This window comes from Pseudoalteromonas sp. BSi20480 (genome assembly GCF_000241365.1).
Taxonomy (GTDB): Bacteria; Pseudomonadota; Gammaproteobacteria; order Enterobacterales; family Alteromonadaceae; genus Pseudoalteromonas; species Pseudoalteromonas marina.
Genome location: NZ_BADX01000063.1, coordinates 1 through 13,072, shown reverse-complemented (window position 1 = coordinate 13,072; position 13,072 = coordinate 1). Strand labels below are relative to the sequence as shown.

8 protein-coding genes are annotated in these 13,072 nt (G+C 41.1%); 3 read left to right on the top strand and 5 right to left on the bottom strand.

What is annotated here, in order from left to right:
* Positions 1-29: 29 nt before the first annotated feature.
* From P20480_RS12040 to acs, 3 genes are all read right to left on the bottom strand, one after another.
* Positions 30-1,619: an AbgT family transporter gene (locus tag P20480_RS12040; RefSeq protein WP_008128482.1), complete on the bottom strand. Its 1,590-nt coding sequence runs from the start codon at positions 1,617-1,619 to the stop codon at positions 30-32.
* Between the two features lie 314 nt (positions 1,620-1,933).
* Positions 1,934-2,587, bottom strand: a complete 654-nt coding sequence (locus tag P20480_RS12045) for a response regulator transcription factor (RefSeq protein WP_006791970.1) — start codon at positions 2,585-2,587, stop codon at positions 1,934-1,936.
* A 95-nt stretch (positions 2,588-2,682) separates the two neighbouring features.
* Positions 2,683-4,623 carry an acetate--CoA ligase gene (acs, locus tag P20480_RS12050; RefSeq protein WP_006791969.1) on the bottom strand — a complete coding sequence of 647 codons (1,941 nt, stop codon included), beginning with the start codon at positions 4,621-4,623 and terminating at the stop codon, positions 2,683-2,685.
* 437 nt (positions 4,624-5,060) lie between these two features.
* Between acs and P20480_RS12055 the strand changes: the two genes are divergently transcribed.
* Both P20480_RS12055 and P20480_RS12060 read left to right on the top strand, forming a co-directional pair.
* Positions 5,061-6,230: a DcaP family trimeric outer membrane transporter gene (locus P20480_RS12055; protein ID WP_008128477.1), complete on the top strand. Its 1,170-nt coding sequence runs from the start codon at positions 5,061-5,063 to the stop codon at positions 6,228-6,230.
* Positions 6,231-6,464: 234 nt separating this feature from the next.
* A complete protein-coding gene (locus P20480_RS12060; protein ID WP_008128475.1) occupies positions 6,465-8,588 on the top strand; it encodes a TonB-dependent siderophore receptor in 2,124 nt (707 codons plus the stop codon).
* A 269-nt stretch (positions 8,589-8,857) separates the two neighbouring features.
* On the opposite strand, the gene recA is transcribed toward P20480_RS12060, so the two are convergent.
* Both recA and P20480_RS12070 read right to left on the bottom strand, forming a co-directional pair.
* On the bottom strand, positions 8,858-9,901 hold the full coding sequence (recA, locus tag P20480_RS12065; protein ID WP_006791966.1) for a recombinase RecA: 1,044 nt from the start codon (positions 9,899-9,901) through the stop codon (positions 8,858-8,860).
* 65 nt (positions 9,902-9,966) lie between these two features.
* The gene (locus P20480_RS12070; protein WP_008128472.1) at positions 9,967-10,458 is read right to left on the bottom strand and encodes a CinA family protein; all 492 of its coding nucleotides are present in this window, start codon (positions 10,456-10,458) and stop codon (positions 9,967-9,969) included.
* A gap of 21 nt (positions 10,459-10,479) precedes the next feature.
* Here P20480_RS12070 and mutS point away from each other — a divergent pair, with 21 nt between their 5' ends.
* Positions 10,480-13,062: a DNA mismatch repair protein MutS gene (gene mutS, locus P20480_RS12075; RefSeq protein ID WP_008128470.1), complete on the top strand. Its 2,583-nt coding sequence runs from the start codon at positions 10,480-10,482 to the stop codon at positions 13,060-13,062.
* Positions 13,063-13,072: the final 10 nt, after the last annotated feature.

Below are 13,072 nucleotides of genomic sequence, written 5' to 3'. Positions count from 1 at the left end.
CTTTTTTATTGTTCGCGTAAAATAAGTAATTACGGTGTGTAATACGTAGGAGACTCAGGCCCTACAGGCATACCCAGTAAAAATACCCAAACATAAAACAAAATAACCCAGCCAATAAAAAATACAATACTGTATGGCAGCATGGTAGCAACCAGCGTACCTATGCCCATGTCTTTTTTATACTTAACAGCCACGGCAAGTATTAAACCAAAGTAACTCATCATCGGGGTTATTAAGTTTGTTACCGAGTCACCAATACGGTAAGCCGCTTGAATAGTTTCTGGCGCGTAACCGATTAGCATAAGCATAGGAACAAAAATAGGCGCTGTAATCGCCCATTGCGCTGACGACGAGCCTAAGCTTAGGTTTACTAGTGCACACATTAAAATAAACAATACAAATACTTCAGGGCCTGTCAGGTTTAAAGCTTGTAAAAGCGCCGCACCATTTATAGCTAAAATAGTGCCTAAATTAGTCCACTTAAAGAATGCTACAAACTGAGCCGCAAAAAATACCAAAACAATATATAACCCCATCGAGCTCATACTTTTACTCATGGCGTTAATAACATCCTTATCGTTTTTCATAGTGCCAACAACACGACCATATACAAAACCAGGAATACTAAATGTCACAAAAATAATAACCATAATCCCTTTTAAAAAAGGAGAGCCCGCAACTTCACCGGTTGCAGGGTTTCGTAAAATGCCATCGTCAGGAACGATGGTCCATGCAAGTAATAAAGAAACTGCGAGTAAAGAAATGCCAGCCCACTTTAAACCTGACTTTTCTTTTTGGGTAAGGGTATCGATGCTGTTTTGCGACAGGTCAATACTGGCTTCATCTGGATTATATTTGCCTAGGCGTGGCTCAACTATTTTTTCAGTTACTAAAGTACCCAGCACTGAAATTAAAAGCACCGATATCATCATGAAATACCAGTTTGCCTCTGCGCCAACAACATAGGTTGGATCGATCATTTGAGCTGCAGGAGTTGTAATACCTGCAAGGAGCGGATCAATAGTACCTAATAATAAGTTAGCACTATAGCCCCCCGACACACCTGCAAATGCAGCGGCAAGGCCAGCTAATGGGTGACGCCCTAAGCTATGAAAAATCATCGCTGCGAGCGGAATTAAAACCACATAGCCAAGCTCTGAAGCCGTATTTGACATAATAGCGGCAAACACGACCATAAACGTAACTAAACGTTTAGAGGCGCCCATTACCATGCCTCGCATAGCCGCAGAGAGCAAACCCGAGTGCTCAGCAACGCTCACACCCAATAATGCAACCAACACGGTACCTAGGGGAGCAAATCCTGTGAAATTGGTAACAAGCCCAGCCATAATGCGTTGTAAACCTTCAGCGCTTAATAAGCTTACGACTTCAATAACGCCGTCAGCGGCGCGCCCTGGAGCGCCTACCGGGCGAGGGTCTATTGCACTTAATCCAAACCAATCTGCAATGCCGCTAAACACAACAATCGCCACTGCAAATATTGCAAATAGTGTAATTGGATGAGGCAGCATATTGCCTAAAAATTCGACGGTGGCTAAAAACCGATTAAATAATCCCTTATTTGGATTGTTGCTAGGTGAGTGTGTGGAGTCTGTCATACCCTGCTCTTAAAGTTATAAAATTGCCGTAACCTAGCATTATTTGTAATTTAGATCATGTTTAAAAGGTGAATGGTTTGTGAGTAAAGTCTAATAACACAAAAGGAGGAATAGGTATTAAGCCTGTTTTTTATCAGTAAAAGATAAAAAAGCATAAATGCTAAGCAGACGCTGCCTAGAGGAGCTAACCTACGCCTGCTCTAAATTTAGCGAGTTTCAAAACATAACCGACAATATTCCCATGCGCTAAAATGCCAATTCAAAATAGCGGGTAAAATATAACGGTAATAAATCGCTTCAAAGCCGTTAAACCATTATTGAGCTGGCTCAATAGGCTCTAGTTGTAATTTAGCAGCGATAAGTACGGCTTGAGTGCGGTTATAGACACCGAGCTTTCTAAAAATTGCGGTAATGTGTGCTTTTACTGTTGCTTCTGAAATGTGCAACTCATAAGCAATTTGCTTATTGAGTAATCCTTCATGCAAATATTGTAAAACGCGGTATTGCTGAGGTGTAAGAGAAGCGACTTGCGCTGCAATTTCTCTGTCTTCACCTTCGATTTCGGCTACTTTGTTTTTAAGCTCTTTTGGCAGCCATGTATCACCTTCAAGTATTTGGTTAATTGCATTGGCAATATCGTCCGATGACGATGATTTGGGAATGAACCCCATAGCACCATAACCCATGACTTTAGAAACAATATTAACGTCTTCACTGCCTGAAACCACAGCAATCGGTAAACTTGGGTACTCTTCTCGGATACGAATAAGACCATACAAATCACCATTACCTGGCATATGAAGGTCTAGCAGTAATATATCAAGATCTTCTTGCTCGCTTAGCACTTGCAATGTGCTATCAAAATCTGACGACTCGAACACTTCTAGCCCTTCAAATTTTGCGCTCAGTGCGCCCTTTAGTGCTTCACGAAATAACGGATGATCGTCCGCTATTAAAAACTGACTCATGGTTCACTCCTAAAAATTCGGCTGATACTTATTACTAAGTAACAGCCGATATACTACGTTTAGAATTAACTTGTAATCAAGCTTTTAACGCGTATTTATCGATTTAATCGATTATCGATAAGTTCATCCACTACCGACGGATCAGCAAGGGTTGACGTATCACCCAATTGCTCGTGCTCATTGGCAGCAATTTTGCGCAAAATTCGACGCATTATTTTACCTGAGCGTGTTTTAGGTAAACCCGGAGACCATTGAATCATATCTGGAGAGGCTATTGGGCTGAGCTCTTTACGAACCCAATTACGAACCGCTGTTGTAAGCTCATCACTCACCGTGACCCCTTCGTTAGGCGTAATATAAACATAAATGCCTTGGCCTTTGATATTATGCGGGTAACCTACTACTGCAGCCTCTGCCACAGCTTCATGGGCAACTAATGCGCTTTCTATTTCAGCAGTGCCTAAACGGTGCCCCGATACATTGAGTACATCATCAACACGCCCTGTTATCCAGTAATAGCTATCTTCATCACGACGACAACCATCACCGGTAAAGTAAACGCCAGGGTATGCACTAAAGTAAGTTTGTTCAAAACGCTCATGGTCACCATAAACGGTACGCGCTTGTGATGGCCAGCTATCTAAAATAACTAAATTGCCGTCAACCGCGCCCTCTAGTGTATTTCCCTCTGCATCATAAAGTGCCGGAGCAATACCAAAAAATGGATGAGTTGCAGAACCCGGCTTCGTGTCTGTAGCACCAGGTAGTGGCGTGATCATAATGCCACCTGTTTCTGTTTGCCACCAGGTATCCACAATTGGACAATTAGACTTACCTATACTCTCGTAGTACCAGTTCCATGCCTCTGGGTTAATTGGCTCACCTACGGAACCCAAAATACGTAAACTATCGCGATGTGAAGTTGCGGTAGGCTCATCACCTTTGGCCATTAATGCTCGAATCGCTGTAGGCGCAGTATATAAAATAGTGACACCATGCTTATCAACCACCTCACCCATTCTTCCTGCGCTTGGGTATGTAGGTACGCCTTCAAATACAACTTGTGTGCAGCCATTCACCAGCGGTCCGTATGCAATATAACTGTGTCCGGTGATCCAACCTACATCGGCACTACACCAATACACATCATCATCTTGTAAATCAAATACGTACTCGTGAGTCATTGACGCATAAACTAAATAACCGCCAGTTGTGTGTACAACCCCTTTAGGTTGGCCTGTTGAACCTGATGTATACAAAATAAATAGCGGATCTTCTGCGTTCATTGGCTCTGGTTCACACTGCGCTGGTAAGTCAGCGACTAAGTCGTGCCACCAAATATCGTGATCGTGCCAATCAACTTCACCACCTGTTAACTGATGTACAATCACGTGCTCAATAGTGGTTACAGAATCTTGTAATACGGCTTCATCAACATTCGCTTTTAATGGCACGCAGTTACCTGCACGTCGGCCTTCATCTGATGTAATGACCACTTTAGCACCAGAGTCTTTAATACGGTCAGCGATTGCCGAAGGTGAAAAGCCACCAAATACAACTGAGTGAATTGCACCAATGCGAGCACACGCCTGCATAGCGTAAATAGCCTGCGGGGTCATTGGCATGTAAATAGCAACTCGGTCACCTTTTTGCACACCTAGCTTTTTTAAACCATTAGCAAATTTGGCCACTTCATCGTGTAATTGCTGATACGTAATATTTTCGCTTTGTGACGGGTCATCACCTTCCCAAATAAGTGCAATTTTATCGGCTTTGGTTTTTAAATGACGATCAATACAATTATAAGAGGCATTTAAGAAACCATCTTCATACCATTTGATACTGATGTGCCCTTTATCAAAAGAGGTGTTTTTAACTTTAGTATAAGGAGTAGACCAATCGAGGCGTTGACCATGCTCTCGCCAAAAGCTTTCGGGGTCATTAATTGACTGCTGGTACATCGAATTATATTTATTTTTATCAACAAGTGTTGTGTCTTTTATATGATTAGGAACAGGATAGATACTTTGTGACATCTTAGTCTCCGTTTAAATTACTTGCCTTAGGCTCTTAACAAGGATTACTCAGCAGTGCTTTATTAAGTATTAGACCTTAGTTGTACTCGCCTCCATATTACTAATTTGTACTATATAATTAATAAGCTTAAATATTTTTACCTAAACAATACATGATGTTAAATAAAGGTAGCAAAAGATTACTTCACTGTTAAACCTTAGTCTTATAGACCAATAGATAATTGAGTAAACACTACACATATCTAAAGTATTTGTGTTGAACAATTAAGCAAATCTAAAAACTATTGCATGCGTTGTTTAAAAATTAAAAAAATATTTACTAACACTGAACAGACTCACACTATTTATTTTTATTCGTAATCTATACCTGTAGCAAGTATTGGCAAAAACGAGTAAAAAATTATAAACAACAAGTAGCCTAAACAAGGGATACCAGTATGAAAATAACTCCATTAAAAACACTCGCAGCAAGCGCTGTTTTATGTGCACTATCAAGCACTACTTATGCGGCTACAGCTGCAAAGATTGGTGACACAGAGTTCACTTACGGCGGATATATTAAACTCGACACGATGTGGAGTGACTACTCAGCAGGCGCTCCTGCGGGCACCAGTGTTGGCCGTGATTTTTATGTGCCAAGTACACTAACCGTTGGTAACGATAATAGTTCAGACGCCGTATTTGATATGCACGCTCGTGAGTCACGTTTTAATTTTGGAACTGCTACCTTATTAGATAACGGTAAAACGGTTAAAACTAAAATAGAGCTAGACTTTTTATTGTCAGCTCCTGGCGGCAACGAGCGTGTGTCTAATTCATACTCTCCGCGCATTCGCCATGCATTTATCTCATATGATGGCTGGTTATTTGGTCAAACATGGTCAAACTTTCAAAACGTCGGTGCATTACCAGAAGCACTTGATTTTGTTGGTCCTGCAGAAGGCACGGTGTTTGTTCGTCAATCTCAAATTAAATACACTACGGGTGCATGGTCATTCTCGTTAGAGAACCCAGAAAGCACAATCACAACAACAGGCGGAGCACGCGTTGCAACTGATGATGCTTCGCTTCCTGATTTTACCGCACGATACACACACAAAGCAGACTGGGGTAACCTTGTTGTAACCGCACTTGCTCGCCAATTAACGTATAAAGTAGGCGGTATTGATGCTGATGAAACGTCATTTGGCGTAAGTGCATCGGGTATGTTTAAAGTAGGTGACGACAACATTAAATTTATGCTGACACAAGGTAAAGGTTTAGGCCGATATGTAGGCTTAAATGTTGCTCATGGTGCCGTACTCAATGGTGATGAGTTAGATGCAATCGACTCAACGTCTGGCTTTGTTGCTTATCAGCATAAATGGAGCAGCCAATGGCGTTCAACATTCCTTTACTCATTCTTTTCAGCTGACAACAACACTGATTTGTTGAGCATTTCAGGTGATCCAACTGAATCAACGCAAAGCTATAGCGCAAATATTTTATACTCTCCGGTTAAACGTCTAACATTTGGTGCAGAGTTAAAACATGCTGAGAGAGAAACTCAAAGCGGTATTGATGGTGATTTAGACCGCTTACAATTCTCTGTTAAATACGCTTTTTAATTTAAAGTCTACTCCATAAATTAAGCGGCTTAGGCCGCTTTTTTTTATGCGTATAACTTTAAATTTGGTTAATAAACCTCTTAATTTAACCCTACATAATTTTAAAATAAACCTAAGGTATTAATTAAGCTGGCCCAAATTAGTTAAAAGATAAACAAACCACAGCAATGCAATTGCAAATCAATATCATTTAGATTAGCATAAGTTCCAATTTTATAACGAACTGGAACCGATATGTCGTCCCCTACTATTTTGCGTTTGTCTAAACTAAGCATTGTTACTTCTTTAATTTTATCTGGAAATACGTTTGCGCAGGAGTTAAAAACTAACAACGAGTCATTAGAGAAAATAGCCGTATATGGCCAGCATCATAAAAACTACATTACCGAAGATGCGCAGTCTGCAACTAAATTAGGCCTTTCAATAAAAGAAACCCCGCAAAGTATTTCGGTTGTTTCGCGCGCATTAATGGACGATTTTTCGTTAGATGATATTAACTCCGTTCTTGAAAGCACACCCGGTGTAACGGTGGAGCAAATAGAAACAGATCGGACTTACTTTAAAGCCCGTGGATTTGAAATCACAAACTTTCAAGTAGATGGCTTGGGTATTCCACAAAGTTCGGGGTCAATTCAAGGCTCATTAGATACCTCTATTTACGACCGTGTTGAAATTGTTCGTGGGGCTAACGGTTTAATGACCGGTGCAGGAAACCCTTCTGCAACAGTGAACATGGTACTTAAAAAACCGACCTACATAACACAAGCGCATGCATCTGTATCTTATGGCTCATGGAATAACAAACGACTAGAGGTTGATGTTTCGACTCCAATAAACGATGAGCACGCTGTACGCGCGGTATTTACTAAGCATAAAGCAGAATCTTACTTGGACCGTTACGAAACTGACAAAACAATAGGTTACTTAGCTTATGAAGGTAAATTAACAGATGATACAACGCTAAGTCTCAACTACGTTAATCAACAAAAAGATGCCGATAGCCCGCTTTGGGGAGCATTACCCCTTTACTACACTGATGGCTCAGCCACTGATTACGATGCATCTACTAGTACTGCATCAGATTGGTCATACTGGGACAACAGTGCTGAACAGGTCTATGTAACACTTGAGCAAAACTTATCAGCAACTTGGGTAGCAACCGCCCGTTATGCACATATTGAAAACGAGCAAGATTCAGAGCTTTTTTATGTTTATGGCACACCCGATAGAGAAACAGGCCTAGGTCTTACTGGTTACGCAAGCCGTTATGATTACGAGGATAAACACGACCTGTTTGATTTATACGCTAGTGGTAAGTTTGATTTATTTGGTCAAGAGCACGACCTATCATTTGGTGTAAGCCAAGCAAACATGGATTATAACGAGCAGTCACTCTACGATTACACAACGGGTAATGGCTTTCCTGCCATGCCATCGCTTGATACATGGAATGGCGTAGCGCGAGAAGCAACACTTGCAGATGGTTTAAACGGCAGTGATATTAAAAACAAGCAGCAATCTGCTTATGTATCTACTCGCATAAAACTAAGTGACCCACTAAGTGTGCTTGCAGGTGTTCGTTACACCGACTGGGAAACAAAAGGCACTGCATATGGGGTAGTACAAACACGAGATGACAGTGAAGTTATTCCTTATATTGGTGCGGTTTACGACTTTACAGATTCACTCTCAGCCTACGCAAGCTATACCGAAACATTCGTGCCACAAAAAGAGCTGGATATAAACGCAGAGCAACTTGCCCCCATTACTGGCAAAAGTAGCGAAATAGGTTTAAAAGCACAGCTTTTAGAAGACCAAGTGTTTTTAACGTTGGCGTATTTTGATGCTAAACAGGAAGGCCTTGCAGTTGCACTACCTGATTCATTACCGAGTGATACGCGCTACTATGCTGCTGATGGGATTAGTAGTGACGGTTTTGAGGTAGAACTAAGCGGTAAACTTACTGAGAGTTTAAGCACTAGCGTAAGCTTTAGTAATCTAAGCATTAAAGGTGACGATTTAGTAAAAGACTACACACCAGAAAATCAATTAAAACTTGCCGCTACTTATCAGGTACCGTTTTTTGAAGGCTTAACATTTGGTGCAAACTATCGCTGGCAAGGTTCGGTGAGCCGTGTACAAGTCTTTGACGCAACGGGTACAGCACTTATAACAACAAACCAAGGTGCTTATGGTATTCTTGATTTGATGGCCAACTACAAGATTACTCAAAACGTAGGTGTTACTTTTAACGTAAATAACACCACCGACGAAAAGTATTTGCATAGTTTATTTTGGGCGCAAGGTTACTACGGCGCGCCGCGTAACTATGCCTTATCTGTTAACTGGCAACTGTAAAGTTAATTATAAGTATATTTTAATCACGCGATTTAAACGACACAGTTTTTGTGTCGTTTTTCATTTTTAAAACTGTAGTTACAAAACCGCCATAGTGTTAATACAGTAAACCCAATGCTATTAAGGCTTTATAACCTAAAAACAGCACGTTTAGTTAGGTGAATTCGTAACGACTTAATAAATGCTTTCACACAAAAAAACGCTAACCATTACTGGCTAGCGTTTTTGTAAAGCTCGGGTCAAATCAAGCTTGAAGAACGTTTTAAACCTTAAAGGTCAGCGTCATCACCTAGTACATCTTCACCATCTTCTGGTTCAATTGTCGCTTTAAGCAATAACATATCGCGTAGTTTGCCTTCAATTTCGTTTGCAATTTCTACGTTTTCTTTTAAGAATTTAATTGAATTGTTTTTACCTTGGCCTACCTTGTTACCATTGTAGCTGTACCAAGCACCTGCTTTTTCAACAATTTTGTGCTTAACACCTAAATCAATTAACTCGCCTTGCTTAGAAATACCTTCACCATACATGATGATAAATTCGGCTTGTTTAAACGGAGGCGCTACTTTGTTTTTAACAATTTTAACGCGCGTTTCGTTACCAACAACTTCATCACCTTCTTTCACCGAACCAATACGACGAATATCAATACGAACTGATGCGTAAAACTTAAGCGCGTTACCACCGGTTGTTGTTTCTGGGTTACCAAACATTACACCAATTTTCATACGAATTTGGTTAATGAAAATACATAATGTATTTGAACGTTTAATATTACCCGTAAGCTTACGTAATGCTTGCGACATTAAACGTGCTTGTAAGCCCATGTGCGAGTCGCCCATGTCGCCTTCAATTTCAGCTTTAGGTGTTAGGGCTGCAACTGAATCGACAATCACAACATCTACAGCACTTGAACGCACTAACATGTCACAAATTTCTAACGCTTGCTCACCCGTATCTGGTTGAGAAACTAACAGCTCATCAATGTTAACACCTAGCTTTTGAGCGTATACAGGATCTAGAGCATGCTCAGCATCAACAAAGGCACATGTTTTACCTTCTTTTTGAGCTTGTGCGATAACTTGCAAAGTCAGTGTTGTTTTACCTGAAGATTCAGGACCATATACTTCAACAATACGACCCATTGGTAAACCGCCTATGCCTAAAGCAATGTCGATCCCTAATGAACCTGTAGATACTGCATCAATGTTCAGGGCTTTATTGTCGCCCAGCTTCATGATTGAACCTTTACCAAATTGACGCTCAATTTGTGATAGTGCAGCGTCTAACGCTTTTTGTTTGTTATCGTTCATTTTGTTCTCCAAATCCGGCTAATGCGAACAAGTATACTGTATGAAACCACAGTATCAAGCGAAATTTATAAATTTATCTTTTCAATTGTATTTTTTAATGCAAATTCAATAGCCTGCATTCTAACTTGGGCTCTATCACCACTAAATATTTGCTTAAATGTAAATTGTTTATCTGCAAATTGTAGGCAAAACCATACAAAACCCACTGGCTTATCTTGTGTTGCTCCACCCGGCCCTGCTATCCCCGATATAGCAATAGCAACGTCAACATTGGCAAGATTTTTTGCCCCCAACGCCATTTCTTTTACGGTTTGCTCGCTCACAGCACCATACTGCTCTAACGTACTCGTCGCTACATTGAGTAGTTCGTGCTTTGCCTCATTGCTATAAGTAACAAATGCACGCCCTAAATAGCGCGAGCTGCCAGGTGTGTCTGTTAGTGCATAACTCACCCCGCCACCCGTGCATGATTCAGCAGTAGTGATCCATAAGCATTTATCCGTTAAAATAACACCTAATTTCGCAGCAAGTGTTTTAATCTCTTGATGTAATTCCATATTCAGCCTTTGGGTAAATACATGTCGTTTGATCTTTTTGCACCACACACTATAAAACAACAAACCCCTATGATGCAGCAGTATCTAAAAATAAAATCAGAGCATCGCGATATTTTATTGTTTTATCGTATGGGTGATTTTTATGAGCTTTTCTTTGACGACGCAAAACGTGCAGCTCAATTGCTCGATATTTCGCAAACTCAACGCGGCAAAGCCGGTGGCGACCCAATTCCTATGGCAGGTGTGCCTTATCATGCCGTAGAAAACTACCTAGCGCGTTTGGTACAAATGGGCGAATCAGTTGCTATTTGTGAACAAGTTGGCGACCCCGCAACCAGTAAAGGCCCTGTTGAACGAAAAGTAGTGCGCATTGTAACACCGGGCACTATTTCAGATGAGGCGCTTCTTCAGGAACGACAAGACAACTTACTGACCAGTCTTTGGCAAAATAAAAAAGGCCAATACGGTGTTGCGTATCTTGATATAAATTCTGGGCGTTTTAACGTTGTAGAAGTCAATACTGACGAAGCGTTAAGCTCAACGCTACAACGTTTATCGCCAGCAGAACTGCTTTATAGCGAAAATTTTGAAAACACCCATCTAATCGAACATATTAAAGGCGCTCGTCGTCGCCCTGAATGGGAGTTCGACTTAGATACGGCTCAGCACTTATTATGCGATCAATTTGGAACAAAAGATTTAGTTGGATTTGGTGTAGAAAAAGCTCACTCAGCGCTCGTAGCTGCGGGCTGTTTAATGCAATACGTGAAAGATACACAGCGCATTGCTTTGCCTCATATTCGCGCCATTACACTTGAGCATAACGAACACGCTGTTATATTAGATGCCGCTACCCGTAAAAATTTAGAACTAACGGTTAATCTATCGGGCGGATTTGAAAACACGCTTGCACAAGTACTTGATAAAACAGCCACGGCAATGGGCTCACGCTTATTAAAACGCCGCATTCATACACCTGTTCGAAATAAAGACGAGTTGAACTCTCGTCTAAATGCTATTAGCGCAATTTTAGACGTACAACTATGTGGCGAATTACACGAATCATTAAAAGAGATTGGTGATATAGAACGTGTAATAGCCCGTTTAGCATTATGTACTGCACGCCCAAGAGACTTAACGCGCTTACGCAGTGCACTACAAGCACTTGCACCCCTGCATAATTTATTAAGTGATGCGAGCGACCCACGCATTACAAGTATTATCAAACACTCGCCTGAATTACCTGAGCTACAAGCATTGCTAGAGCGAGCTGTTATTGATAATCCGCCAGTACTTATTCGTGATGGGGGCGTAATTGCGCCGGGTTATAACAGTGAACTTGATGAATGGCGTAACCTAAGTAAAGGGGCAACTGATGTACTTGAGCAGCTTGAACAACGCGAGCGTGAACGTACAGGCATTAGTACATTAAAAATTGGCTATAACCGAGTACACGGCTTTTTTATAGAAGTGAGCCGCGCTAATTCACATTTAGTACCTGCTGATTATATTCGCCGTCAAACGCTCAAAAATAATGAACGCTATATTATTCCAGAGCTTAAAGAGCATGAAGACAAAGTACTTGGTAGCCAATCAAAAGCACTCGCGCTTGAAAAACAACTATACGAAGAGTTGTTTGAATTTATCGCCCCACACATTGAGCAGCTGCAAATAATGGCAGTAGCGCTTGCTGACTTAGATGTATTAAATAATTTAGCAGAGCGTGCCTTTGCGCTTAATTATGCTAAACCAGAGCTTTGCGACAACGACAACATTAGCATTCAACAAGGCCGTCATCCGGTTGTTGAACAGGTAATGAAAGACCCATTTATTGCAAACCCTGTAGAGCTTAATAGTCAGCGCAAAATGCTGATTATTACCGGTCCAAATATGGGTGGTAAATCAACCTATATGCGCCAAACAGCACTTATTGTATTAATGGCGCACATCGGCTGTTATGTCCCTGCCGATAGCGCAAAAATAGGTAATATCGATCGTATATTTACGCGTATTGGTGCAAGTGATGATTTAGCGTCTGGCCGCTCAACCTTTATGGTTGAAATGACCGAAACCGCCACAATTTTAAATAATGCGACAGCGCAGTCGTTGGTATTAATGGATGAAATTGGACGTGGTACAAGTACCTATGACGGGCTTTCGCTTGCATATGCCACAGCGAATCATTTAGCATCAAAAATATCCGCTAAAACCCTGTTTGCAACTCACTACTTTGAATTAACTGAGCTTGCAGACCAAACGCAGGGCCTTGTAAACGTTCACCTTGATGCAATAGAGCATAACGATACCATTGCATTTATGCATACTGTGCTAGACGGTGCGGCAAGCAAAAGCTTTGGTTTACAAGTGGCTGCGCTGGCTGGTGTGCCTAAAGCGGTAATTACACAAGCTAAACAAAAGCTTAAGTTACTTGAAAATCACCAAAGTGTTACTGCACCTAATGCTGAGCAACACGCATTTTCATTTAATAATGGCGCTGTTATTGAGCCTTCACAAGTGGAAGAACAATTAAGTGCAATTGACCCAGATAACTTATCGCCTCGTCAAGCACACGAATTGCTCTATAAATTAAAAGCGTTGCTTTAACAAAAAATGC

Bases quoted from the DNA above. Each gene is read 5' to 3' on its own strand.
- P20480_RS12040 (WP_008128482.1), bottom strand. From the start codon at position 1,619: ATGACAGACTCCACACACTCACCTAGCAACAATCCAAATAAGGGATTA.
- P20480_RS12045 (WP_006791970.1), bottom strand. From the start codon at position 2,587: ATGAGTCAGTTTTTAATAGCGGACGATCATCCGTTATTTCGTGAAGCA.
- acs (WP_006791969.1), bottom strand. From the start codon at position 4,623: ATGTCACAAAGTATCTATCCTGTTCCTAATCATATAAAAGACACAACA.
- P20480_RS12055 (WP_008128477.1), top strand. From the start codon at position 5,061: ATGAAAATAACTCCATTAAAAACACTCGCAGCAAGCGCTGTTTTATGT.
- P20480_RS12060 (WP_008128475.1), top strand. From the start codon at position 6,465: ATGTCGTCCCCTACTATTTTGCGTTTGTCTAAACTAAGCATTGTTACT.
- recA (WP_006791966.1), bottom strand. From the start codon at position 9,901: ATGAACGATAACAAACAAAAAGCGTTAGACGCTGCACTATCACAAATT.
- P20480_RS12070 (WP_008128472.1), bottom strand. From the start codon at position 10,458: ATGGAATTACATCAAGAGATTAAAACACTTGCTGCGAAATTAGGTGTT.
- mutS (WP_008128470.1), top strand. From the start codon at position 10,480: ATGTCGTTTGATCTTTTTGCACCACACACTATAAAACAACAAACCCCT.